Raw genomic sequence first — 24,484 nt, forward strand, 5'->3', positions numbered from 1 at the left:
CCTTAAAATGTGTATAGGTGCGCACACATGAACGCAATAGATCACCCATTCGATGTTGTCGTAGTAGGCGCAGGGCAGGCAGGACTGGCCTGTGGCTGGCATTTGAAACAGCAGGGACTCGATTTCCTGATCCTGGATGAACAGCAGCAACCAGGTGGCAACTGGCGTAATTACTACGACAGCCTCGAACTGTTCTCTCCGGCAGCCTACTCCTCTCTACCGGGACTGCCGTTTCCTGGAGAACCGGGGCGCTACCCCTCCCGCGATGAAGTAGTGCGCTACCTGGAGCAGTACGCCAGCTTCTTCCAGTTGCCGATTCTTTCGGGGATACAGGTCATAAAGGTGGATGAGGAAGCTGGGGGGTTCCAGATAGTGGCTGCCAATGGGCAGCGCTTCTTTACCAGGGCGCTGATCGTGGCATCGGGGGCATTCAGTCGTCCCTATACACCGGACATTCCTGGGCTCGAAAGCTTCCAAGGTGTTCGCCTTCACAGTGCCGAGTATCGGAATGTGGAAATGCTCCGTGGTCAACGCATTGTAGTGATTGGAGCGGCGAACTCGGCGGTGCAGATTGCTTACGAGCTAGCCAAGGTGGCCGAGGTCACGCTTGCCACGCGCGAGGCGATTCGATTCTTTCCGCAGAAGCTGCTCGGCGCAGATTTCCACGCCTGGCTGAAATGGACAGGCCTGGAAAGAACCCGCTGGCTCAATGACCAGAGCACTCCGGTACTGGATGACGGTACTTACAAAAAGGCACTGAAGTCAGGACTTTTCAACCAGCGGTCGATGTTCGGGCAAGTAACCCCAACCGGAGTTGTTTGGACGGATGGTCACCACGAAGCCGTTGATTGCCTAATCTTCGCCACTGGTTTCCGCCCAAATATTTCCTTTCTAGAAGACCTCGCGGTGACGGATGATCGAGGGCGATTAATGCAGCGCGATGGACGAGCACTGCACATCCCAGGCCTGTACTTTATGGGGTTACCAAAGCAGCGCAATTTCGCCTCAGCAACTCTCAGAGGTGTAGGGCCTGACGCTGAAGTCATCCTTCCACATTTGCTACGCCATCTGCGCATCACGGGTAAAAAAATGTTGATAGTCGCGCAGCGATGAGCAACTAAAGCAATGATGCACGCCTACCTGGTCGGCGCCACATCCTTAGCCTTATCCGCAACGGTGCAACAACTTGATTCGCAGCAACCAGGTCTTGCCGCTCGGTCGCAGCACTCAGAATCATCGAACTGCGTGCTACACACACCTGTCTCTGGCAAGACCAATTCAACTCGCTTGGCCGCATCCCAATCACCGGCCAGCGCCGCTACCACCGAACGCACCTGTTCATAGCCTGTCAGGAGGAGGAAGGTCGGGGCGCGGCCATAGCTCTTCATTCCTACGATGAAGATCCCTTCATCAGGATGAGCCAGCTCGACGGCACCATGTGGACGAACAGTGCCGCAACTATGCTCATTCGGATCAATCAGCGGAGCAAGATGAATGGGGCTTTGAGTCGCTGAATCTAGCGCCAAGCGCAGTTCGGCAAGTAGTCCCAATTCAGGTCGGAAACCCGTTGCGACCACGATTTCATCCGCAACCGGGAGAGCATGGCCGTCCGCCTCGACAACGATGCCATTGATAGATGCACTAACCTTGTCGATGGCGATGTCAGTGAACAGCTCAATGGCCCCATCGTTCAACAGTTGGCGAACCCTCTGTCCTAACTTTCCTCGTTCCTCCAGCTTGTCGTTTGCCCCACCACCCAATATGCGATCCAAAGATGCGCCACGAATCACCCAATAGATCTTCGTGCGGGGCTCCTGCTGGGCAAGCCGAGTCAAATCTTGCAAGACATTGAACGCCGAATGGCCGCTGCCAACCACCATGACTCGCCGATTTGCATAGCGTTGCCGCTCACTATGAAGCACTTCGGGAATGCCGTAAGCGATGCGATCAGCCAGGCCCTTCTCGCCCAAGGCAGGAATACCATGTGCCCCCATCCAATTTGGCGAGCGGAACGTACCGGATGCATCTATGACTGCACTGGCGAGCACATCCTTTTCGCCCTCTTGTGTCCTGACCCGTAGCAGAAATGATGCGGCTGCACGGTTCTTCGTCTTCATGACGTCCTGGCCGAACCGAGTCACCGCCAGGACTTCGGTGTTCAGGCACAGGTACCTATTCACGGATGGCAGCGCTGCAAGTGGATATACGTACTCATCCAGCAGTTCACGTCCGGTGGGATAAACGTCTTCAGCGGGCGCCACCCATCCTTGGGCCGTGAGCAGCGTGGCAGCCTGCTTGTCGACGTTGAACCCCCATGGAGAGAACATCCGCACGTGCGCCCAGTTTTCGATGCTAGCCCCTGCGCTGGGCCCCGCTTCAAAGATCAAAGGTGTCAGCCCCCTCGCGATGAGATGGCAGGCAGCAGCCAGCCCCACAGGGCCGGCACCAATGATGGCAACAGGAAGTTTACTGTCCATGACTGACTCCTCGCTTCAGTGCGGCTGATTAACAGGAATTAGGTGCTCAACGATCACACAATCAAGCCACTGACCTTCAAGGCATGCATGTTTTTCGTACACACCTACCTCCCGAAACCCACACGAACGACACAACGCCAAACTGGCCGTGTTAAAGGTGAAAATGCGTGATAGCACCTTCCAGAAACCTCGGGTTTTGGCCTCATCCAGTAGCGCTTGAAGCAAAACTTTTCCTAGTCCTTGGCCTCGAATGCTCCGATCCAGGTAGATCGAAAAATCTGCGATACCGTCGTAACAGGTACGGGAACGGTAACTACTCAAACCTGCCCAAGCGACCACCTCATCCGCATCGTTAACCATAACCAAGGTCGGATAGCGCTCCATCAAGGCAATGCGCTCAAGCATGTCATTTGGCCCGCGCAACGTGGTCTCGAATGTAGAGCTTCGCTCCGCAATACCCTGGTTGTAGATGCCAGCTATCGACGCAGCGTCCCTGACTTCGGCGAATCGAATGTGCATGCTTGAACCCATCCAGTTGGTAGTAACAACATTTCAGATAAAAAAGGGGTTTACCTTTTATTTCATTTCGGGCACCGACGGGCAGCAGCCACTGACCAGGCCACAGCGAATCTCAGTCGCCCTAGTGATCTGCTTCAGCAAGCTCAACGCGCCTTGCCGCGCTTCGGGTGACAACTGCTCGATCATTGCCCGCTCTTCAGCGATCAGGTCAGCGCGGATCTTCTGGTAAAGCTCATGACCAGATTCAGTAACCTCAACCTGCACTGCACGACGATCCTCACAGTCCTCCACCCGCGACACATAACCCTTGCGCTCAAGCGTATCGACCACCCGGCTTGCAGTGCTTTTATCCAGAAACATCTCTTCTGCCAGCGCTTGCAGGCGGAGTCGGCCCATTTTGACCAGAGTCTCGATGGCATAGCATTGCGTGACCGAAACGTCGTAGCAGCAGATGCGATCCCGGTCGCGGAACTGATACACCCGGACGAGCTGGTTCAAGGCTTCGTACAGATCTTCGGAATCCTGAGTCAGCTGGTCTTTTTTTCGCTTTGCCATGGCCATCACAAATTAGTTGTTAGGTGCAACGATAATCTTGGTTTCAGGAAACGGTCAACCACTTCTTCATTTTGGTTGACGATGCTGTACAGGCCTCGCTAATTTGTTGCATCTAACAACTAAAATAGGCTCGCACCTTGTGAGTTATCCAATCAGCAGACAGGGCACAGTCAATCGAGTTGGGCTGGTCTGGGCGATGGGCATCGCACAGATACTCGCGTGGAGTACAACGTACTACTTGCCCGCAGTCCTCGCGACGCCGATTGCACGAGAGATGGGATGGTCGATTACCAGCACCGTGGCCGGACTTTCATGGGGTTTGTTGGTTGCAGGGGCTTGTTCTCCCATGGTTGGGAGGCAGATAGATCGGCACGGTGGCCGCCCCGTCCTGGCAACCAGTTCGATATTGATGGCACTGGGGCTGCTGCTGATGGGTGTGGCTAGCAACCTGGTCATCTACTACGTGGCCTGGACATTCATTGGCGCCGCCATGGCTGCCGGCCTGTATGACGCCGCATTCTCGACTCTTGGACGTCTATTTGGGGACAGCGCGCGCACTTCGATGACCGGACTCACTCTTCTGGGTGGGTTCGCCAGCACTTTGGGCTGGCCACTGATCGCTGGCCTAGAACATCAGATTGGCTGGAGATATAGCTGCGTCACGTTAGCCGCAGCTCATCTGGTCGTAGGATTACCGATTCATCTCTTGTTGATTCCAAAGAGTGAGTGCATCCCTAGCAGGGCGGCAGTTCCTACACACGCCTCTTCCGCCGCCACCGCCCATGACACAAAATCGGGTAATCGCCTCTTTCTGCTGTTGGCAGCGCTACTGACACTCCAGTCGCTGGTGATCTCTTCAATTTCTGTCCATTTGCTTGATGTGCTGAAACTGCTCGGCATCGCTACAGCCACCGCACTGGCCATCGGCATGATGATAGGGCCATCTCAAGTCGTAGCCCGGCTTGCAGAGCTCTCCCTTGGGCGAAACTTGCATCCGACCACATCTGCCAAGGCGGCGATATTGCTAAGCGGGATAGGAATCGGGCTGCTGATACCGGCTATTCCATGGCTGGCATTCATTGCGATGGCGCTATACGGCGCTGGAAATGGGATTCTGACCATCGCCCGTGGGACATTACCACTGACTCTTTTTGGGCAAGATGGCTACGGTACTCGCATGGGCTTATTGGCCCGCCCAATGCTGGTCGCACAAGCAGTAGGCCCTGTAGCAGCGGCTGTGATTCTGGACAAACTAGGCTCAACACCTTTGCTCGTTGTGATGTGCACTCTAGCGACGGCAAGCCTTATCGCGAGCTTCGGTCTTCCTTCGAAATAGATGGTTGACTCCAGAGAAGGCCACGATCACATCGCAGTGCCCGGTATGGAAACTTCTCACAACCATCTAATTACCTGGTTAGGCGACTCGCTGAAGTACCTGGGTCGAAAAAATCTATTGGTTACCCGACCTACCCGACCTACCCGGCCACTCGGGACAGGTCGAGGCCAAGCTGAGCATGAATAGGAGTGAAATGGCCTGCTTGGGCCGGAGTACGGCATTCGATCTACATTCCCAGCTCAGCCTCAAGCCGGGCCCCCTTCAAACTGGGCGGAAGCTTTCCGACCGGCATGGCCTGCAATAACCCATGTGCAAGATGCTCGGCGTGAGCGGAATAGATCGCGATCCTGCCTGACTCAACCGGCCTGTAAGGCACTACCGCGCCGACAGCGATTTGAGCAATTCTCAGTAAATTCAGCACGTCACCACCGACGTAGTCGCTGTCCAGATACTCGACAGTAGTGCGGGCGGGTGGCCGGGTTATTGTCCATAGTTCGACCACCACTTGATGGAGATCTATGGGGCCAAGGTGTTCCAGAGCAGCCTTCCACAGCAGTCCCTCCTGTGACATTTTCAGTCGGGTGCTGGTCATTTAGAGGTCATTCGGAAATCACGGATGTTCGGGTGTGGTTGTTTTCAGATATCTGCGAACGGTAGTTTTCGACAGCCCCAATGCTTCCGAAATCTCGGCCACGGATACTCCTTCGTTGTTCAGACGATTAGCCTCTGCAGCCTTGTCCGCCGCCCCGGATCGAGGTGGTCGGCCAGGTGGTAGCTTCCCAGCACGTGACAACGACTCCATCTCAGAATCGACGCCATCTCTTTTAATCTTATTCAACTGCTTGTTTAGACGCTTCAGCCCTTCCCGGAATGGTTCATTGGACTGCAGAGAGGTCGCCATGAGGATCAACGAAGCCGCCTCTACCTCCAGTAGCGCTGCTAGCCGAATGAGGACGTCAATCGTGATATTTACTTCCCCACGCTCTATCTGGCCCCAGTAGGAACGGTCGATGCTGATCAGGTTTTCTTGAGATAGGCCTTTTCTTCTACGCACGGCGCGTACCACTACAGCTAGTGCTTCTGCCGCCTCCATGACTTTTCCTCAAGTAAATCGAGGATAAAGCCATATTGCGACGCACCATAACACGGGCTATGATCCGTATTACGGTGCGTGCCGAGGTCTAAGGTCGGCCTTCCATGATTTAGATCGTCGCAAATAGCGCAACGCAGCACGCGTGCGGGAGGCCTATCCGCACGACGGCGAACGGCAACAAACAGGATTGAATTGTCAATTTCCTGGTTATTAATCAAAGGACACCCTATGGCTAGCGTCGAAGAACCCGACTTTATGAAAGGGCCACGGACGCCTCTTGAAGGCCTGTCGAGCAGCTCAGAAGCACGAGCGCTGGTGAGCCAACGCTTCCCCGGAAAGCCGTACTGCTTGATCACGGACTGGACAATATTTCGCATCGAAGTCACTCCCGACGAACTCTCCAAGGTTCATGCAGCGGGTCAGCTCCCAATGATCGTGTTTGCTCACAATGTGGTCGAGGACAGTCAGGGACGTTTTCAGCAAGGCGACTGGGTTCGCTCAAGCATGTGCACCAATTTCAACGACGGTGTCGTGTTCGAAACCAGAAACACCATTTACGCCTTGATCGGCCCAGGTCATGAACAACCTGCGAGCCTGAAGACTATTTTTTCCTTCTTCTAATCTGCGCTCTGTAACGCGGCCTCTTGAGACCCAAGGACATACGATGTTTAGAACACACGACGACGACATGCTCGGTCTACCGGGCATGTTTGGCGAAGGTCAATGCCATTGGCAGAAGGTATCCAGAGTGCTACGAACCCATTGGTATCACGTGACCGTCCAAGCAAAGTACCAAGACAAAATCACCGAAGCGGCGCTGATGGTCGACAACGAAAATCGGCTACAGCAAATTTTGATTGCCCAAGACGCCGAGACCATCGTCACCGATGTTCAGGTAGTCACGCCGGCCCACATGAATGGCACAAAAGGTTGGCGCATGGAAACTCTGACCAAGGTGACACTTGGTGAAGACGAGAACGAGGGCGTGGTGTGTCTAGTGGAAGTAGAGACAGGCTCCACATACCACAGCTCCCACAACCCTGCTTTCCAAAGTAACTTGCTGACCAATCTCAGCCCGATTTTTCAAGCGGGCATGATCCGCGCAGCCTGAAATCCATCAGGTTTTCGGCACGGCATCAGCTTGGTTGATTCCGTGTCGAACTCCTAGTCGCGCCATACGAGCGGTCAAAGGAACGCAATTATGCCGAACACGATTGAAGTAAGTTTTCACGTAAAGCGCCATACAGATTTCGAACTTATGCGAATCATCAAAGCTCAGGGGCAAGGGTTTGACGAGCCCGTTACCGCCTACCTCTGCGGAGTCGCCATCAGGGCGCGCACTGGCATCGGTGTGGTTTTTGGCCACAAACGCGAAGACCAGTACGGTCGGTTCGGCGATGGTCATTTAATCCGAACTTCAGACGTTATTAAGGCTGAACGCGAGGGACGATTTTGGGTGCTGACAACAGTGAACTCACGGTACGTAGTTGCGACTTTTCAGCGAGGGAACGGTCGCTCAACCCTCCGTGAGTTCCTGCGTCTTTCACGGGGGCACCACCATTTGCCCCCCCACGTGCTGCAGTGATGGTCGTGTTTTTCTTCGCCATGGATGAAGCTTCCTGAGTAACTCCAAGGTGGTGTCATGATCGTCAAGGCAGGCGAAATCATCTGCATAGCCTCGGGCATTTTCGAAGGGTACGACCGCGCCGGGCCATTTGTCGCTACGCAGGACTTCGACCTCGATTCATTCGTTACAGAGGTAATGAAGCCGCTGACCGAGAGATGGGAGGTGTCGAGCTTGTTATCGGAAATACCAAGGATGCTTTTCGAATGCGGATTCATCACCAAGTTACCTTGTCGGAACATTCACCTGGGAGCGATGGGCGAAGTCGACATTCGGGAGGTGCAGGAAGACTTCTGATGACGACGCTTCAAGCATTTGACTAAAGCGTCATGATGGTAGCGATAGGGCTGAGATGGTTTGCACTACGCCAGTGATTTTGAGAACGCTGAAGAAGCAGGAGATTTCAGCGGACGCATCGGCTTCCAGGCTAAGGCGACTCAGGACTATCAGACACTGGCAGGGTTGGTTAACGTAAATTGCTAGGATAATCGGCGACTACTTGATCGGTACCCGTTAGGGTCTGACCTATGACCTGGTACGGCTGTTTGGTTTGGCCGTACTCCATTCCAGGCGAACCAGCGGGCATACCCGGCACCGCAACTCCGACGAGGTCGGGGTGGTTCTTCAGGTCGAGAATCTGCGCTACCGGTACATGGCCTTCGACAAATTTTCCGTCAATCATCGCGGTATGACAGGAGGCCAAGCGTGGAGCGACGCCGAGGCGCTGTTTGACTTCGCTCATGTTGGGCTCGACATGGTCGCGCACGCTGAAGCCATTAACTTCAAGATACTTTATCCAGTCCTTGCAGCAGCCGCAGTTAGGATCGCGGTAAACGTCGATGACTTCAGCGGCTTGTGCCGCTCCGGTCATGAGTAGTGTCGTGAACGCAGCAATTCGCAGACTGGCATTCATGGGAGTTCTCCTGTTTATAAATAATGCTTACCGACAGCAGCAACCGCCGCCGTTCCCGCCACAACCGGAGGATTTCTTACTTTCTACGCTTTCCACTGTCGCCAGCTGTGCTGGATAGCCCGCGTTCTCCAGGGCTGCAAGCAGCGCATGGCTGTCCGAATCGCCGCTGACCTTCACCTGTCCGGCTTGTAAATCCACCGCTACGTCACTCACGCCTTCAACTGGGCGCAGCGCTTCGGTGACATGTTTGACACATGAACCACAGCTCATGCCTTGGACTCGCAGTTCAACAGTTTTCATTGATGACTCCTCACAACAAAGTTGATCATGGAAAGACTGACGCATGAGGCTTTTCTGCGGCGTTGGCTTATCGTCAACCTTGCCGCCATGGCAAGGTCAAGCGGTCGTTTTCACTCAATCAAAGGACGCCTGGCGCAGACGCAAGGCGTTGAATACCACCGACGCCGAGCTCACGCTCATGGCCAGTGCGGCAATGAGCGGTGACAGAAGGTGACCGGTAAGTGGATAGAACAAGCCGGCAGCCAGTGGGATGCCCATAGCGTTGTAAAGGAAGGCGAAGGTCAGGTTCTGGTGCATATTTCTCACCGTTGCTACTGACAGGCTGCGAGCACGCAGGATACCGAGCAGATCGCCCTTGACCAGGGTGACCTGAGCGCTGTTCATCGCCACATCAGTGCCAGTGCCCATGGCGATACCTACATCAGCGCGAGCCAGTGCGGGGGCATCATTAATGCCGTCGCCGGCCATCGCCACGCGGTGTCCGGCTTGTTGCAGAGATGCCACCAGACGTTCTTTATCTTGCGGTTTGACCTCGCCGTGCACCTCCTCGATGCCCAACTGGCGAGCTACCGAGCGAGCAGTCGTAAGGCCGTCGCCAGTGGCCATGATGACCTTGACGCCATCCGCCTGCAGACGCTCGACGGCCAGCTTCGTGGTGGGTTTGATGGGGTCGGCAACAGCCAGCAAACCCGCAAGGGCGCCATTGACTGCCAGGTACATGATGCTCGTACCGTCACCGCGTAGCTTCTCGGCATGTGCTTGCAAGCTCTCTGTGGAAACGCCGGCCTCCTGCATCAACGCGGTATTGCCTAGCATCAGGCGGCGACCCTCGACCTGACCGCTTACACCAATACCTGAGGCTGACTCGAAGGTTTCAGGTGTCACCAGTTTTAGCCCTGCGGCACGAGCCTGCTCGACGATGGCGTGGGCCAATGGATGCTCACTGCCCTGATCGAGACTTGCGGCCAAGCGCAACACTTCATTCTGAGTAAATCCGTGTACGGCCTCGACGCTATGGAACGCTGGTCGACCTTCAGTGAGGGTGCCAGTTTTGTCGACTATCAAGATGTCTATCTTGCGCAGGTTTTCGATGGCGGCGGCATCGCGAAACAATACGCCGCTGCCAGCAGCCTTGCCGGTGGCAACCATGACTGACATCGGTGTCGCTAGGCCAAGGGCACAGGGACAGGCGATGATCATGACCGCGACAGCGTTGATTAGTCCGAACACCCAACTTGGCTCGGGCCCCCAAAGCCCCCAGCCGAGTAGAGTCAGCGCGGCGATAGCAATCACTACTATCACAAAGTAACTGGCAATCACGTCTGCCAGCCGTTGCATCGGCGCTTTTGAACGTTGTGCCTGCACAACCATCTGCACAATCTGTGCGAGCAGGGTCGCTGATCCTATCTTCTGCGCCTGCATCACCAGACTGCCGTGGATGTTGAGGGTGGCTCCGATCAGCGCGTCGCCGGCCCTCTTCATGATCGGTATTGGTTCGCCGGTGAGCATCGACTCATCTACAGCGCTTTCGCCTTGCAACACCTGACCGTCGACAGGCACTTTTTCGCCCGGTCGCACACGTAACGTGTCGCCGCTGTGTACGTGTGTCAGCGGGATGTCTTCTTCCGTGCCATCAGCATTGATCCGTCGGGCAGTTTTGGGTGCCAGTCCAAGCAACGACTTGATGGCAGCTGAGGTTTGCGAGCGAGCCTTGAGCTCAAGCATCTGGCCGAGAAGGGTCAGTGAAATGATCACAGCCGCCGCTTCGAAGTACACACCGATGCGGCCCTCCATCATGAAGTTGCTGGGGAATACATCGGGGGTCAGGGTGGCCACGACGCTGTAAAGGAAGGCCGCCGCCGTGCCGAGGCCGATTAGCGTCCACATGTTCGGACTTCGCTGAATCACCGAACGCACACCACGCACATAAAACGGCCAGCCAGCCCACAGCACGACGGGTGTAGCCAATCCCAGCTCGACCCAATTTTGCGTGGTGCCATGGAACAGCTCCAGAGCATGGCCACCCATAGCCAGCACGGTTACGATCACTGTCAGTGGCAATGTCCACCAGAAGCGCCGGGTGAAGTCCTTGAGTTCTAAGTTCTCTTCTTCCTCCAATTCGGGAATCACCGGCTCTAAGGTCATGCCGCACTTAGGGCAGACGCCGGGGCCGATCTGGCGAATTTCCGGATGCATGGGACATGTGTATTCAGCGGCGCCCGTTACCGGTTCTACTGTTCTCTGATGGACTGGTTCGATTTTCAGTTGAGATATTCGATAACGCTCGGGCTCGGCCCTGAAGGTCGTTTGGCATTTCTGGCTGCAGAACCGGTAGTTTTGCCCCTCATACTCCGTGCTGAACTGGCTGTCGTTACTGACGGTCATGCCACATACCGGATCATGGGTGCCGGTGGGTTGAGGTTCAGACTTCTGTATTAAGTCGTGCTCTTGACGAAGCTCAGGGGTGTGCATGAGCTAACTCCTGTTCGCATCCTTGGTTGAGGCTGAGGTGTCGTCGTGATGGCTGTGACCACCGTGGTGGTGCCCGAAAAAATGCATCAGCGGGCACAACAGCAAAATCATGTAAGGCAGTAAGCCCAGCATATGGCCGTAGTGTTCTCTTGCCAGATAGAACAGCACGATCACCAGCAGCATGCCCAGCGCTATGCCGGGTTTGCTCCTCCAAAATGTTGGAGAGGTGTTAGCGGAATGTGGTGAATTCATCATGGTTCTGTACTCCTGAGGGAGTGCTGTTTAGTGATACGTCGTAAAGGTGCAACGGGCGGCAGTTTTACCCTTGGCATATTGGCTAAAGTAAAACCGTCGCTGCATTGCCTACAGACTTGTGCGCGTCACTTGCTCATCGGCATGTTCATCATGCTCGATTGCTGATCCATCATTTTCATCATCATGTTCATCATTCCCATCTCCATGCCGTCTTTGTTGCCGTCCATGCCCATGCCCTTGCCATGACAGTTCTTATGCATCATGGCCATGCTGTCCTTCATCGTCTTCATGCTCTCCTGCATGGCGGCGTGTCGCTCGGCAGGGGTCTTGGCGGCGGCTGCCTTGTCGTGTGCAGCCTGCATTTTTTGCATTTGCTCGGTCATGACATTGTTTTGCATCGGCGTAGCTGCTTCGCTTGTCTTGGCGGGCGCGGTCTGCCCCTCCGGATGATGCTCATCGACTGCCGAGGCGATAAGTGGGCTGCTCACGAGCAGGGTGGCGAGGATAAATTTCAATGTGGCATGCATGGCAATCTCCAAAGGGTCAGGACAACTCAGGTAATACCGAGCCGCGCCAGGTTGGCGCAGTCAGACAGTGCGCCGAAGATCGGCGCGCAGAAGGTCGGTTTAATCGTTGAAACGGACGAAAATCAGGCGGGCAGGAGGTCTGGCCGGTACAGGGCGCAGTAATGCAAGAAAGGCAAAAGCGGAGGGATTGGCGGGATACAAAATTAGCAACGCTGGGATAAGGAGCAGAAACGTCCAACTGAACAGGTCAAATATTTGAAGATGGAGCGAAGGACTTACAGCTATTGCCGCATCGGCGCAGTGCTGAAGGCAACCGATGGCATGGGCGTCGTGGCTATCGTGATCTTGCGCGGTGATCAGCGAGACATGAGTTGTAGCCGGATTGTGGCTGGGCTGTGCCAGACATCCCTGGGTCGCTGCCAGACCAAACGCTAACACCCACAGCACGATGGCGAGGCGTATGAACGTTGGTTGACGATGGCGAAACCAGAACATGGAGAATCTCCGGTACTGATTAGCGGATTTTATTTTTTCAACATACGCCACATTGAAATGCCACGGTTGATCTACATCAATTTATGCAGCCGGCTGTCGGTTCTGTGGTGCGGTCAAATTTTATGACGCCCGTCGATCTTTCAGATGTTGAGTTTCTCCGTGTGCTGTCAAAAGTGTAATCACCGGCTAAGCGTGCTGACAGGTGCGTCCCCTCATCATCCTCATCGAGCTGACGCTCAAACTCTCTGGTTTCATCGAGAGTCAATTCCTTGAAGGAGATGCACTATGAAAGCAACCAACGTTGTGATTCTTACACTCAGTTTGGCTATATCGTCCCTGGCCTTTGCCGAAGGTGGCGGCGACCGTGCGGTTGAGCGCATGGAACGAGCTCGCGAGACGGCAATGACCACCACAAAACCCGTCCCACAATCGCAAGTGCAAGAGGATATTGCACAGGAAAAGCCCACGGCTGAAGAGCAGAAGCATCAATGCTGAGTCGCCCAGCTTACGGAAATGTAATCACCCCGTTTGCTGGCTTATGGCATCTTCCAATGTATCAAGCGCACTAGCTATCCAAAGCGTGAACCCTCGGGAACACGCTAACGTGCGTGCACCTGACATCCGACTGACGGGACATGAATCGGTATGCATTCCAAAACTTCTCGGCGCACCTTTGTGAAAGGTCTCACCGCAGGCGGGATTCTCGGTGGCTTAGGCCTCTGGCATACACCTATATGGGCGGCCCGTAGCTTGGGCGAGACTAATGTCCTGTCAGGTACAGAGTTCGACCTCTTTATCGGAGAAACACCGGTAAATATCACTGGGAATGCCCGGACTGCCATGACAATCAATGGCGGGATTCCGGGGCCTCAGCTGCGCTGGCGTGAGGGCGATACCGTGACCTTGCGGGTCAAGAACCGCCTTAAGGATATGACATCAATCCACTGGCACGGGATTATCCTCCCCGCGAATATGGACGGTGTGCCGGGCCTTAGCTTCCATGGGATCGAGCCTAACGGCACGTACGTCTATCAATTCAAGGTTAAGCAGAATGGAACGTATTGGTATCACAGTCACTCCGGCTTCCAAGAACAGGTAGGTGTATACGGCCCATTGGTAATCGACGCGAAAGAGCCCGAGCCATTTGAGTATGACCGTGACTACGTGGTGATGCTTACTGACTGGACGGATGAAGATCCTGCTTCGTTGATGAAAACATTGAAGAAGCAGTCTGACTACTACAACACCCACAAACGTACAGTCAGTGATTTCATACATGACGTAGCTGACAAAGGTTGGTCAGCTACCGTCGCTGACCGCAAGATGTGGGCAGAAATGAAGATGAATCCCACTGACATTGCAGACGTCAGTGGCGCGACATACACCTACTTGATGAACGGCCACGCGCCGAACTCCAACTGGACGGGCACCTTCAAACCTGGCGAAAAGCTTAGGTTGAGGTTCATCAATGGTTCGGCCATGAGCTACTTTGATGTCCGTATTCCGGGTTTGAAGATGACTGTCGTGGCTGCCGATGGCCAGTATGTTAAGCCCGTAAGCGTGGACGAGTTCAGGATCGCCACAGCTGAGACCTTCGATGTGATCGTCGAACCAACTCAGGACGCCTACACACTGTTTGCGCAGTCGATGGATCGGTCGGGGTACGCAAGAGGCACCTTGGCCGTCCGGTCTGGCTTGGCCGCTCCAGTACCTGAGCTAGACCCACGTCCTCTCGTCACCATGGCCGACATGGGTATGGCCGGTATGGATCATGGCGCGATGGCTGGTATGGGCGATATGGCTGGAATGGATCACAGCAAGATGGCCGGCATGGGGGACAGCTCAATGGAGGGCATGTCAGGCATGGACGGCGGTGCCATGAAAGGCATGAACCATGGCGCTACGCAAGACATGTCCGGCATGGACAGCATGGCTGGGATGGATCACAGCAAAATGTCCATGGGCGGCATGAGTGGTATGGGAGAAATGCAGTCGCACCCAGCCACAGAATCCAACAATCCTCTCGTCGACATGCAGGCAATGTCGACGTCGCCAAAGCTTGATGATCCTGGCATGGGCCTTCGCGAGAATGGTCGAAAGGTGCTGACGTATTCCGACCTAAAGAGCACGTTTGAGGATCCAGATGGCCGTGAGCCAAGTCGAACTATCGAACTGCACTTGACCGGGCATATGGAGAAATTTTCCTGGTCTTTCAATGGGGTGAAGTTTTCGGACGCCGAGCCTTTAAAACTGAAATACGGCGAGCGAGTCCGGATCGTTCTCGTCAACGACACCATGATGACTCATCCCATCCACTTGCATGGCATGTGGAGCGACCTTGAAGATGAAAACGGGCAATTCCTTGTCCGCAAACACACCATTGATATGCCGCCTGGATCAAAGCGCAGTTACCGAGTGACAGCCGATGCACTGGGACGCTGGGCCTATCACTGCCATCTCCTGTACCACATGGAAATGGGGATGTTCCGCGAAGTGCGTGTAGAGGAATAAGGAGTCGACTATGAGCAATTTTCTTTGCGGGACTCGCATGCACTCAGCTGTGTTTACGGTCGCTCTGACCGCTGGTTTTGTCTTCCCCGCAGCCGCTGAAACAAGCCAGGGTACCGAAGACGGGCAGATGCAGACTATGGATCACGGCCAGATGCAGGGTATGGATCACAGCCAGATGCAGGGTATGGATCACAGCAAAATGGAGGGTATGCAGCCCGCCAAGCAACAACCGCAGACCCAAAGCCGGACGCCGATACCGCAATTGACTGATGCCGACAGAGCCGCTGTCTATAAGTCCCCTGGTGGTCACGCGGTTCATGACACAGCCCTCAACTCATTTTTTATATTTGAGAAGTTGGAATGGCAGGATGCTGACGATGGAAGCGCACTGAATTGGGAAGCCCAAGGTTGGATAGGGGGAGATGTTGATCGTCTATGGTTGCGCTCCGAAGGCGAGCGTACCAATGGGAAGACTGAAGAAGCTGAGGTTCAAGCTTTATGGGGACACGCCATCAGCCCTTGGTGGGATCTAGTCGGCGGCGTTCGTCAAGACTTCAAACCAGGCGACCCTCAAACGTGGGCGGCTTTCGGTATCCAGGGCTTGGCGCTCTACAATTTCGAGGCCCAGGCTACTGCTTATTTGGGTGAAGGCGGCCAGACCGCAGCGCGGCTGGAAGGTGACTACGACATTCTCCTAACCAATAAGCTGATTTTGCAACCGACGGCAGAATTCAATTTCTATGGCAAAAACGATCCCAAACGTGGAGTTGGTTCAGGGCTGTCTGAGAGTGAAGTCGGTTTGCGGCTCCGATACGAAATCCGTCCAGAGTTCGCACCTTATGTAGGCGTGACTTGGAATCGGGCTTATGGAAAGACCGCTGACTATGCCAGCGAGGAAGGCGACGACAGTAACGAAGCACGCCTGGTGCTCGGCGTACGGGTGTGGTTCTAAACCACAGTTAGCGGCACCAAATAATTATATAACCTCATTACAACAGCTACGCGCTGTGAGGAGCCTTGCATGTCTGTATTTAAATCCTGTGTTGTGGCCGTCGCTCTTTCATCCAGCCTTCTGCTCAGTGCAGTTACCCAGGCTCACCCGAAACTGGTGTCTTCGACTCCGGCTGAAGGCGAGAGCGGCCCAGCTCCAGCAAAGATTGAGCTGCACTTTTCTGAAAACTTGGTTACCCAGTTTTCAGGAGCCAAGTTGATCATGACCGACATGCCTGGCATGTCACACTCGCCTATGGGTGTGAAAGCCAGCGTGGCCGGCAGTAACGATCCTAAAACCATGGTCTTGACCCCGGCCTCTCCTCTCACAGCTGGCACCTACAAAGTGGAATGGCGAGCGGTTTCCTCCGATACCCATCCGATTACCGGCAGCGTTACTTTCAAAGTGAAATAAGCATGAGCGACCCTTTGAATGTGGTACTGCGCCTCGCGCTTTACCTGGATCTTATGCTCCTGTTCGGTCTTGCCGTCTTTGGGCTATACAGCTTTCGGGGAAAAGAGCGTGTATCGGGGACGCTGTTGCATTTTGGGTCGCTACTACCTGGCACCGCTGTTATAGGTATGCTTTTGTCCATAGCAGCTTTTGTAGTTATGACAAAAAATATGAGCGGCGCATCCGACTGGGCGGAGCTGCGACCTCACATGGAAATGATGCTGTACGAGACTGAGGTCGGCTACAGCTGGGTGACACGCATGATCTCGCTAGCAGTGGTGATTTTTGCTGGAAGCCAGAACAGGCGATGGCCGACGGGCAGTCTCTGGGTCGCTACCATTGCGGGCAGCATTGCCTTAGCGACAATCCCATGGACAGGTCACGGGGCGATGGATGAAGGCGCCCTGCGATTCTGGCACTTTGCCGCTGATATTCTGCACCTACTTGCCGCTGGCGGATGGATCGGAGCTCTCGCGGCGTTTGGTCTGATGTTGAGTATTAGGGGGGCTAATTCGGAGCAATTGGTAAGAGTGCTATCGCGAGCGCTCAGGGGATTCGAAACAGCGGGCGCATTCATTGTTGGTACGATCATAGTTACTGGCGTCGCTAATTATCTCTTCATCGTCGGGCCGACAGTAATCGAAGTCGTAACCAGCACCTATGGCGCTCTCCTACTCGTGAAGATCCTACTTTTCGTGGGCATGATCGGGCTGGCTACCCTCAATCGTTTCTACCTGAGCCCTTCACTAGAGCGGTCTGTGGTGGCCGGTGATTTTTCTCTAGCAGCAACTGCTTTGAGAAAAAGTGTGGTGATCGAATCGACCTGTGCTGTCGTCATCGTTTGCTTGGTGGCTTGGCTAGGAACATTGAGCCCCTCAATCGAGATGGCTCAAGGGTGATCCAGGAGCTAGATCCGAGCGGCCCCAAGGGCGCTCAGATCTGAGCAACGACTATCGGCTGATGGGGTAGTCAGCGACCACTTCTTGCGCACCTGCCTTGGTGAGCCCCAGGACTTGGTAAGGTTGATGATTCTGGCCGTAGTCCATACCAGGAGAACCTGCGGGCATGCCTGGCACTGCAATTCCTGCGAGGTCTGAACGACCATTCAGCTTCTTGATTTCATCGGCTGGGACATGACCCTCTACGAATTTGCCGTCAATCACAGCCGTATGGCATGAAGCGAGTCCCTGTGGCACGCCCAGGTTCTGCTTGATAGCGCTCATGTTGGTTTCCACGTGGTCGACCACCTTGAATCCATTCGATTCGAGGTGCTTGACCCATTCCTTGCAGCACCCGCAGTTCGCGTCCCGATGTACATCGATTGTGAGTGGCTCAGCTGCCTGCACAACCCCACAAATCATCAATCCCATAGCAAGCGATAGCTTTCGTTTGAACATTCGATGCACCTCGTCACGTTTTAGTGTGTGGTTGCGCTCTATGCACTGGCCGTAGGCCAGGAGTCGTGCTTCCGCACTGGATGGAAGGCAGGTTAAGCGCAAAAAGCTCAGATTGCCGATTACGTTTTTGTAAGCTGCCGACTAGGAGCTATCCGTTTGCTGTTGGGGCAATTACATTTGCGTAAGCTTCCGCACAGTCGTCAGATTGGTAGCACACTAGAACACCGCAAAACCGGAGCCCCTGCATGAAAATCTTGGTTGCAGAAGACGAACCCAAAATTGGAATGTACCTACAGCAAGGCCTCTTGGAGGCCGGCTTCAGTGTCGACCGGGTTGTGACGGGAACAGAGGCGTTACACCAGGCGCTAAATGAGGCCTACGATCTTCTAATCCTGGACGTAATGATGCCGGGCCTGGATGGCTGGGAGATCATTCGATCTGTCCGCACAGCCGGGAACTCGGTTCCTGTGCTGTTTCTGACTGCCAGGGACGGAGTTGATGACCGAGTCAAAGGCTTGGAGTTAGGTGCGGACGATTATCTAGTCAAACCCTTCGCATTTTCTGAATTGCTTGCCCGCGTCAGAAGCTTGCTTCGCCGTGGCGCCGCCGTACCCAACCAGACATCTATTAAGATCGGGGATCTGGAGGTCGATCTTCTAAAGCGACGGGCCTCGCGCTCAGGTCGACGCATTGACCTTACCGCCAAGGAATTTTCGCTGCTAGAGCTGCTGATGCGCCGTCGGGGAGAAGTCTTGCCGAAATCACTGATCGCATCGCAGGTTTGGGACATGAACTTCGACAGTGACACTAACGTGATCGAAGTCGCGATTCGTCGGCTCCGGGCCAAAATCGATGACGATTTCGACACCAAGATGATTCAGACCGCGAGGGGAATGGGGTACATGCTAGATGCTCCGGATACTGAATGAAGCGCGCATCTCTTACCCTCCGTTTAAGCATGATGTTTGTCTGTGCCGTGGTCGCCGTGCTGGTAGTTGCAGGCTTTACTTTTGACGGATTCAGCCAACATCACTTCAAGGCCCTCGACCGTCAATCGATGACGGAAAAGCTCGAATCCATTCGGCAAATAATGGATGGCGAAGCTGGCTCTGCAGAACCTTCAGAAGTTGTGTTGCAACTGCAAGCTCTCCTAGGTGCTCACCAGGAACTCTCAGCCTCAATTATCGCGAAGGGAGGGAAGACGTTCTTCGCAACTTCAAATGCAGTTGGACATCCTCCTTCCTCCTCTGGTGATCCAAGGGAAGATATGTGGGAGTGGACAGCTGGAAGCCATATGTACAGAGGCATGAAAGCCCAAGTTCATTTGGCGAATGAAGCTGAGCCACTGACCGCGTGGTTGAGTCTAGACGTCACAAGCCATATGCATTTCGTTGAAACTCTGCGCTGGTGGTTGGTGATCGGGCTGGCAATTAGCGCCTTGGTCAGCGCAGGTTTAGGGTGGCTGGTGGCGCGGAGCGGGCTGAAGCCAGTTGCCCAAGTGACGCAAGTCGCGGCCTCGATGTCAGCCGGATCGCTGAAAGAGCGGATTCCCATGGACTCCGTGCCTCGCGAGCTAGAGCTCCTCGTCACTTCGTTCAACGCTATGCTTGCTCGCCTGGAAGAATCATTTGCTCGGTTGTCTAACTTTTCAGCCGATATCGCGCACGAGCTACGTACTCCTATCAGCAATCTGCGCACACACACCGAAGTCATCCTCACAAAGAAACGTGCACCAGAGGATTATGAAGAGAATCTTTATTCCAACCTGGAAGATCTGAACCGACTCTCCAGCATTATTGACGGCATGCTTTTCTTAGCAAAGTCGGACAACGGTCTGGTTCTACCTGCCAAAGAGAAAGTCGAGTTGCGTTCGGTCGTCGAAAAATTGTTCGAGTATTACCAGCTTCTGGCAGACGACACAGGGGTAAAGCTGCAGGTAGTCGGGCACGGCGCGGTGAATGGTGACAGGACGATGCTGGATCGGACGATCTCAAATTTGCTGTCCAATGCGCTCAGGTATACCCCACCTGACTGTACGATCTCCGTGAAAATCGAGCCCCTTGGCGACATGATCAGCTTTTCAGTGAAAAACCCCGGCGAGGAGATAGCGGTAGAGCATCTGCCCCGGCTGTTTGACCGTTTTTACCGAGTCGATCCCGCACGGAGAGAGAGCGCTACGAACCATGCGGGGTTAGGGCTGGCAATCGTCAAATCACTGGTTGACGCCCATGACGGCACCGTTGGATGTGACTCCAGAGAAGGTTATACGACCTTTATGATCAGCCTACCCGCGTGGCCTGCTGACCACGAGTGAAAGCAAAGAGATCGCCCGGCCCTGTCCACAAACATGGCAAGAACAAACGTGAGTACCACCGTCATTGTGAGTGTTCTGCTGAACATGGCGTTCGGGCTTCAACTCGTCTTATCGGGTTTTGATACGTTTGACCTATCCCCCCAGGGGGGATAGGATGCCGGCGTAATTCATTGAGGCCCGAGGCTCAAGCCATGAGTGAGCAAGAACACCAACATAGCCATCCGCACACCCACCAAAGTCACGAGGCGATCATCAAGCGCCTCAAGCGGGCTGATGGCCATTTACGCGGCATCATCACCATGATCGAAGAGGGTCGTGAATGCGTGGACATTGCTCAGCAGTTGCACGCTGTCGAAAAAGCGGTCTGCCAGGCGAAGCGCACGCTCATCCAGGATCACATCGATCACTGCCTTGAGGACACCGTTTCGGCGTTAGGTAATGGCGAGCGCGCACCGCTGGAAGCCTTCAAGCAAATCACCAAGTACCTCTAGGTCTGACATGCCCAACTTCGCTGAACTGCTGCAACAAGGCGGGGCTCACGCCTGGCTGTATTTCCCGAGCGCTATTTTGCTCGGTGCCTTGCATGGCCTAGAACCGGGCCATTCAAAAACCATGATGGCGGCCTTTATCGTGGCCATCCGTGGCTCGGTAAAACAGGCTGTTTTGTTGGGTTTGGCCGCGACGCTGTCGCACACCGCTGTGGTGTGGTTGGTCGCCATCGGTGGTATGTACCTGGGCAAAGGTCTGGACGCTCAAACCACTGAGCCGTACTTCCAGCTCGCGTCTTCTGCACTGATTATCGTAATTGCCCTGTGGATGCTGTGGCGTACCTGGCGCGGTGAGCAGATGTTCAAGTTCGAGCAAGTTGATCATCACCACCACGGCGAGCATGAGCATGGTCATCATGATGAGACCCATCGAATCGATACCGGCCACGGGCGCATCGAACTGTCTGTCTTTGAAGAGGGTATGCCACCGCACTGGCGCTTGAAGGCGTTGACCGGGCATATCTGGCCTGCTTCAGACGTTCGTCTCACTACTACCCGTCCAGACGGCAGCACTCAAACGTTTTCATTCGTCGAGCGCGAAGGCTTCCTGGAATCGAAGGTCAATATTCCAGAGCCTCATGAATTCAGTGCTCGCTTGAGTCTCGGGCATGCGGGTCACTCCCATGATTACGACTTGGAGTACCAGGAGCATGACCATGGGCACGCACATTCCGAACTGGAAGGCCTGGAGTTGTCGATTGATGGCTACCAGGATGCGCATGAACGTGCGCATGCCAACGATATCCGTAAGCGCTTCACCAACCGAGAGGTCACCACGGGCCAGATCGTCATGTTCGGTCTGACTGGCGGTCTGATTCCTTGTCCTGCCGCCATTACCGTCCTGTTGCTGTGTCTTCAGGTTAAAGAGGTCGCGCTGGGAGGCATGCTCGTCCTGTGCTTCAGCATTGGCTTGGCGATCACGTTGGTGACTGTGGGTGCTGCTGCGGCCATTGGTGCTAAACAGGCTTCAAACCGCTGGCCATGGCTGGGCACCGTTGCTCGTCGCGCACCTTACCTTTCCAGCGTGTTAATCATCAGTGTTGGCCTCTATGTAGGGTTCCATGGCTGGATGGGACTGACCGCCTAACGAGGCACTGAGTGCTAGATAGAGGTTGCCATCGCGACCCCACAAGTGACGACTACCGCTGTCACTAATGCAAAAAGCCCAGCCAAGTCCTGGACTGGGCTTAAGTTCAAGCAGCCTCTTCACATTTGTGGAGGCCAGTTAGCGCAACCCACTGGCTCTTCTCTCCACAACCCTGAAACTTAGGTGCACGGACGTTCCCTGGTCTTCGTGGTGGGTCAGGCTGGCTTCTCCTCCAAAACTTTCCATGATCTGCTTCACCATGATCAACCCTATACCCAGCTTACCTTGCTTGGTGGTGTAGAAGGTCTTGAAAGCCATCATTTCCTGTTGCCGTGATATTCCATCCCCGGTGTCAGCGATGATGAGATGCAACCATTGATGGGTGTCATCCACACCCGCCTGGATGGTTAGCTTTCCGCCGCCCGGCATTGCCTCGACGGCATTGGCAATGACGCTATTCAGAATTTGGGAAAGTAAAAGCGGATTACTAATGATCCGTGGGGTGGGCTCATTGTTGAACTCGACCTGGATTCTTGATTGAGCTAGTTGTGCGCTGTAGCTGGCCAGTGTCGCCTGTACCACAATCATCGGCTCTACCAGTTCTGCCTCTCCACGGATCGGTCGTAAGCACATCAGCAATTCGTGTACCCACTGCGCCATTCGATCCACTTGGCTAACAATATCTTCGATGTTCTTCGTCGCGGGTTGGCCGTCCATTTCGCTTGCCAATTCTGCGCTGGAGCGGATGCAGGCCAGCGGGTTACGCAAACTATGAGCGACCGCCGTGGACATCTCGACCAAGCCCACATAGGTCTTGTTGGCGACGAGCTGGGCTTCCTGTGACGCTAATTGAATCGATGCCCGTCGAACAAGCCAATACAGCCCGAAATAAAGCAGCAGGCCGCCCACGGCGGTAGACAGCCAAATTATCCAGTGGCCACGATTGAGCCGTTCGCTTAGATCGGCCGGTTCCTTGTAAATCTCCACCACCGCCAGCGTATTGCCCAGATCATCTACCAAGGGGATGTAGCTCTCTATAAAGAACATTTTGGGAGCGAGCAAGAACTGCTGTTCGGGCCGGCGTTCATCCGCATTGCTGTATTTGGTGGAAACTCGGTCTTTCGAGCTGAATGCCGCTTCAAGTGCCTTATCGTTTAGAAAACGTTGTCCGATCAGTTGCGGATTGGTCGACCACATCACCGTCCGAAGCGGCGAGTAGATGCTGATTAGGAGTGAGTCCGGGAGGTGCGAAAGGTGGTCGAGGAACTCAGAGCGGGCCCGGTGCCTGTTCAGCGCCATTTCTTCTGAGAGCATCCCATATTGGGTGGCGGCCAAAACGTCACCCATCCGCATCCCGTCCAACCCGTGGTGACGTAATTCACCTTTGGCAATGGTTTGGATAAATTGCGCTGACAACAGCGCGTCGCGCTCCAGGCTTTCGATGACCAGAAAGCGCGTCGACACAAAACCCAGCCCAATGGCTATGGCGCTGATCAGGATGAAGCTGATGATCGAAAACCAACGCAAGAGGTTGGGCGGTTTGGTCGGCGCAATTGAGTCGGCTGCTTCCCAAGGCTGACGTCTGAAAAAAACCGATAATGGCTGCATGGGAGTGTCCTGTTCGCACTGCTTAGCCAGTTGTATCCGCTTGAATCACTCAACGAATCGTAGAGGAAGACCTAGCATTCTCTATGCCAGCAACTCAGGGCTTAGCCAGGTTAGCAATCCAACCGATGTTCGACTGTTTCAATGCTTGAAACGGGGCAAATTGAATGTCTTGGCAATAACGTCAGCACGAAAGGTAAATGCGGGAAGTGGGGAAATACAGCCAATGTTGGGGCCATCACCCCCTACGAAAGGATATGTGAATAGTGAGTGACTATTTTGGATTGAGCGCTGCGTTGGGCAGTACCCACATGTGACTATGCGGCCGATCACGACATGCTATTGATGACCCAATCGATTCATCACCCAAGACGCTACGCTCGCAGACACGCTCCTTCAGGTAACGGCAATTACGACATGAAACGCATACTGGATCGTCTACGTTGCTGGGCTAGAACGCTAAAGCGGCAAACCATGGTGCTTTGGTTTTGTTATCAACATCCACAAACACCCTGGTTACCCAAATGGATTTCGGTTTTTGTTGTGGCGTATGCGTTGAGTCCTATCGACCTCATTCCCGATTTCATTCCTGTGTTGGGGTATTTGGACGACGTGATCATTCTGCCGCTTGGCATACTTCTCGCTATCCGGCTGATGCCTGCGCAGGTGCTAAAGGAGTGTCTGGTCAAAACGATCAAGTGGGAGGAAAGCCGTGAGAAGCGGCCAGTGAGCAGATTTGCTGCGGTGGTCATTGTATTAGTCTGGCTTATTGCTGCTGTGGGTGTTTGGTGGGCTTACGTTCTCTGAATTAAACCGTTTTTTTACTGGGTGGTTGAATCCACAACCGTCAATTGTCGGTGGTGAAGGTAGGCAATCGGCTCCGTGAACGCATTAAATTTTTACGCATTCTTTACGGTTGCTGCTTTCGTTCGCAACGATACTGGCCGCGATTTTATATCGACCATGTGCCCGAGCCTCCAACGGCTCTGGCAAAACGTATTGCCCAAGGATG

The 24,484-nt window shown here is 54.4% G+C and carries 29 protein-coding genes; 16 read left to right on the forward strand and 13 right to left on the reverse strand.

The window, feature by feature from the left end:
- Positions 1-27: 27 nt before the first annotated feature.
- The gene (locus KGA82_RS09140; protein WP_223450166.1) at positions 28-1,113 is read left to right on the forward strand and encodes a flavin-containing monooxygenase; all 1,086 of its coding nucleotides are present in this window, start codon (positions 28-30) and stop codon (positions 1,111-1,113) included.
- A 23-nt stretch (positions 1,114-1,136) separates the two neighbouring features.
- On the opposite strand, the gene KGA82_RS09145 is transcribed toward KGA82_RS09140, so the two are convergent.
- The 3 genes from KGA82_RS09145 to KGA82_RS09155 are packed head-to-tail and all read right to left on the reverse strand — an operon-like array spanning position 1,137 to position 3,551.
- Entirely contained in the window at positions 1,137-2,477 is a 1,341-nt protein-coding gene (locus tag KGA82_RS09145) for an FAD-dependent oxidoreductase (protein ID WP_223450167.1), read from the reverse strand.
- Positions 2,478-2,492: 15 nt separating this feature from the next.
- Positions 2,493-2,996: an arsinothricin resistance N-acetyltransferase ArsN1 family A gene (locus KGA82_RS09150; protein WP_223450168.1), complete on the reverse strand. Its 504-nt coding sequence runs from the start codon at positions 2,994-2,996 to the stop codon at positions 2,493-2,495.
- A gap of 57 nt (positions 2,997-3,053) precedes the next feature.
- A complete protein-coding gene (locus KGA82_RS09155) occupies positions 3,054-3,551 on the reverse strand; it encodes a MarR family winged helix-turn-helix transcriptional regulator (RefSeq protein WP_223450169.1) in 498 nt (165 codons plus the stop codon).
- 196 nt (positions 3,552-3,747) lie between these two features.
- Here KGA82_RS09155 and KGA82_RS09160 point away from each other — a divergent pair, with 196 nt between their 5' ends.
- A complete protein-coding gene (locus KGA82_RS09160; protein ID WP_223450170.1) occupies positions 3,748-4,887 on the forward strand; it encodes an MFS transporter in 1,140 nt (379 codons plus the stop codon).
- A 226-nt stretch (positions 4,888-5,113) separates the two neighbouring features.
- Here the strand turns inward: KGA82_RS09160 and KGA82_RS09165 are convergent, their stop codons facing one another.
- Complete coding sequence (locus tag KGA82_RS09165) at positions 5,114-5,479, reverse strand: hypothetical protein (RefSeq protein ID WP_200667642.1); 366 nt, start codon at positions 5,477-5,479, stop codon at positions 5,114-5,116.
- A gap of 18 nt (positions 5,480-5,497) precedes the next feature.
- Complete coding sequence (locus KGA82_RS09170; protein WP_200667644.1) at positions 5,498-5,980, reverse strand: helix-turn-helix domain-containing protein; 483 nt, start codon at positions 5,978-5,980, stop codon at positions 5,498-5,500.
- Between the two features lie 228 nt (positions 5,981-6,208).
- On the opposite strand from KGA82_RS09170, the gene KGA82_RS09175 reads away from it, so the two are divergent.
- From KGA82_RS09175 to KGA82_RS09190, 4 genes are all read left to right on the forward strand, one after another.
- The gene (locus tag KGA82_RS09175; RefSeq protein WP_223450171.1) at positions 6,209-6,601 is read left to right on the forward strand and encodes a DUF6957 family protein; all 393 of its coding nucleotides are present in this window, start codon (positions 6,209-6,211) and stop codon (positions 6,599-6,601) included.
- A gap of 43 nt (positions 6,602-6,644) precedes the next feature.
- Positions 6,645-7,091: a hypothetical protein gene (locus KGA82_RS09180; RefSeq protein ID WP_223450172.1), complete on the forward strand. Its 447-nt coding sequence runs from the start codon at positions 6,645-6,647 to the stop codon at positions 7,089-7,091.
- 90 nt (positions 7,092-7,181) lie between these two features.
- Positions 7,182-7,565, forward strand: coding sequence for a hypothetical protein (locus tag KGA82_RS09185; RefSeq protein WP_223450173.1), 384 nt, complete (start codon positions 7,182-7,184; stop codon positions 7,563-7,565).
- A 57-nt stretch (positions 7,566-7,622) separates the two neighbouring features.
- Positions 7,623-7,901 carry a hypothetical protein gene (locus KGA82_RS09190; RefSeq protein WP_223450174.1) on the forward strand — a complete coding sequence of 93 codons (279 nt, stop codon included), beginning with the start codon at positions 7,623-7,625 and terminating at the stop codon, positions 7,899-7,901.
- A gap of 169 nt (positions 7,902-8,070) precedes the next feature.
- On the opposite strand, the gene KGA82_RS09195 is transcribed toward KGA82_RS09190, so the two are convergent.
- The 6 genes from KGA82_RS09195 to KGA82_RS09220 form a co-directional block, all read right to left on the reverse strand.
- On the reverse strand, positions 8,071-8,517 hold the full coding sequence (locus tag KGA82_RS09195) for a DUF411 domain-containing protein (RefSeq protein ID WP_223450175.1): 447 nt from the start codon (positions 8,515-8,517) through the stop codon (positions 8,071-8,073).
- A 27-nt stretch (positions 8,518-8,544) separates the two neighbouring features.
- A complete protein-coding gene (locus KGA82_RS09200) occupies positions 8,545-8,817 on the reverse strand; it encodes a heavy-metal-associated domain-containing protein (protein WP_223414717.1) in 273 nt (90 codons plus the stop codon).
- A gap of 114 nt (positions 8,818-8,931) precedes the next feature.
- Positions 8,932-11,202: a heavy metal translocating P-type ATPase gene (locus KGA82_RS09205; protein WP_223450204.1), complete on the reverse strand. Its 2,271-nt coding sequence runs from the start codon at positions 11,200-11,202 to the stop codon at positions 8,932-8,934.
- 90 nt (positions 11,203-11,292) lie between these two features.
- Positions 11,293-11,544: a DUF2933 domain-containing protein gene (locus KGA82_RS09210; protein ID WP_223414714.1), complete on the reverse strand. Its 252-nt coding sequence runs from the start codon at positions 11,542-11,544 to the stop codon at positions 11,293-11,295.
- Between the two features lie 125 nt (positions 11,545-11,669).
- Positions 11,670-12,071 (reverse strand): hypothetical protein, encoded by a 402-nt coding sequence (locus KGA82_RS09215; RefSeq protein ID WP_150747173.1) that lies wholly within the window; start codon positions 12,069-12,071, stop codon positions 11,670-11,672.
- 99 nt (positions 12,072-12,170) lie between these two features.
- Positions 12,171-12,566 carry a hypothetical protein gene (locus KGA82_RS09220; protein ID WP_223450176.1) on the reverse strand — a complete coding sequence of 132 codons (396 nt, stop codon included), beginning with the start codon at positions 12,564-12,566 and terminating at the stop codon, positions 12,171-12,173.
- A gap of 285 nt (positions 12,567-12,851) precedes the next feature.
- Between KGA82_RS09220 and KGA82_RS09225 the strand changes: the two genes are divergently transcribed.
- The 5 genes from KGA82_RS09225 (at position 12,852) to copD (ending at position 17,420) form a co-directional block, all read left to right on the forward strand.
- Positions 12,852-13,061 carry a co-regulatory protein PtrA N-terminal domain-containing protein gene (locus KGA82_RS09225; protein WP_223450177.1) on the forward strand — a complete coding sequence of 70 codons (210 nt, stop codon included), beginning with the start codon at positions 12,852-12,854 and terminating at the stop codon, positions 13,059-13,061.
- 150 nt (positions 13,062-13,211) lie between these two features.
- Positions 13,212-15,077 (forward strand): copper resistance system multicopper oxidase, encoded by a 1,866-nt coding sequence (locus KGA82_RS09230; protein WP_223414708.1) that lies wholly within the window; start codon positions 13,212-13,214, stop codon positions 15,075-15,077.
- Positions 15,078-15,087: 10 nt separating this feature from the next.
- Complete coding sequence (locus tag KGA82_RS09235; protein WP_223450178.1) at positions 15,088-16,029, forward strand: copper resistance protein B; 942 nt, start codon at positions 15,088-15,090, stop codon at positions 16,027-16,029.
- Between the two features lie 69 nt (positions 16,030-16,098).
- Complete coding sequence (gene copC, locus KGA82_RS09240) at positions 16,099-16,482, forward strand: copper homeostasis periplasmic binding protein CopC (protein WP_223450179.1); 384 nt, start codon at positions 16,099-16,101, stop codon at positions 16,480-16,482.
- Positions 16,483-16,484: 2 nt separating this feature from the next.
- Positions 16,485-17,420, forward strand: coding sequence for a copper homeostasis membrane protein CopD (gene copD, locus KGA82_RS09245; RefSeq protein WP_223450180.1), 936 nt, complete (start codon positions 16,485-16,487; stop codon positions 17,418-17,420).
- A gap of 51 nt (positions 17,421-17,471) precedes the next feature.
- On the opposite strand, the gene KGA82_RS09250 is transcribed toward copD, so the two are convergent.
- A complete protein-coding gene (locus KGA82_RS09250; protein WP_223450181.1) occupies positions 17,472-17,918 on the reverse strand; it encodes a DUF411 domain-containing protein in 447 nt (148 codons plus the stop codon).
- A gap of 245 nt (positions 17,919-18,163) precedes the next feature.
- Between KGA82_RS09250 and KGA82_RS09255 the strand changes: the two genes are divergently transcribed.
- The 4 genes from KGA82_RS09255 to KGA82_RS09270 all read left to right on the forward strand — a co-directional run bounded on the left by KGA82_RS09255 (position 18,164) and on the right by KGA82_RS09270 (position 21,867).
- Positions 18,164-18,847 (forward strand): heavy metal response regulator transcription factor, encoded by a 684-nt coding sequence (locus tag KGA82_RS09255; RefSeq protein WP_223450182.1) that lies wholly within the window; start codon positions 18,164-18,166, stop codon positions 18,845-18,847.
- Positions 18,844-20,232 carry a heavy metal sensor histidine kinase gene (locus KGA82_RS09260; RefSeq protein ID WP_223450183.1) on the forward strand — a complete coding sequence of 463 codons (1,389 nt, stop codon included), beginning with the start codon at positions 18,844-18,846 and terminating at the stop codon, positions 20,230-20,232. Before KGA82_RS09255 ends, KGA82_RS09260 begins: the two co-directional genes overlap by 4 nt.
- Positions 20,233-20,423: 191 nt before the next feature.
- Positions 20,424-20,723 (forward strand): metal-sensing transcriptional repressor, encoded by a 300-nt coding sequence (locus KGA82_RS09265; RefSeq protein ID WP_101209371.1) that lies wholly within the window; start codon positions 20,424-20,426, stop codon positions 20,721-20,723.
- 7 nt (positions 20,724-20,730) lie between these two features.
- On the forward strand, positions 20,731-21,867 hold the full coding sequence (locus KGA82_RS09270; RefSeq protein WP_223450184.1) for a nickel/cobalt efflux protein RcnA: 1,137 nt from the start codon (positions 20,731-20,733) through the stop codon (positions 21,865-21,867).
- A 138-nt stretch (positions 21,868-22,005) separates the two neighbouring features.
- On the opposite strand, the gene KGA82_RS09275 is transcribed toward KGA82_RS09270, so the two are convergent.
- Complete coding sequence (locus KGA82_RS09275; protein WP_223450185.1) at positions 22,006-23,475, reverse strand: sensor histidine kinase; 1,470 nt, start codon at positions 23,473-23,475, stop codon at positions 22,006-22,008.
- 414 nt (positions 23,476-23,889) lie between these two features.
- Between KGA82_RS09275 and KGA82_RS09280 the strand changes: the two genes are divergently transcribed.
- Positions 23,890-24,279, forward strand: coding sequence for a YkvA family protein (locus tag KGA82_RS09280; protein ID WP_223450186.1), 390 nt, complete (start codon positions 23,890-23,892; stop codon positions 24,277-24,279).
- Positions 24,280-24,484 lie beyond the last annotated feature (205 nt).

Origin of the sequence: Pseudomonas sp. BF-RE-22, from assembly GCF_019956155.1 — a bacterium.
GTDB lineage: Bacteria > Pseudomonadota > Gammaproteobacteria > Pseudomonadales > Pseudomonadaceae > Aquipseudomonas > Aquipseudomonas migulae.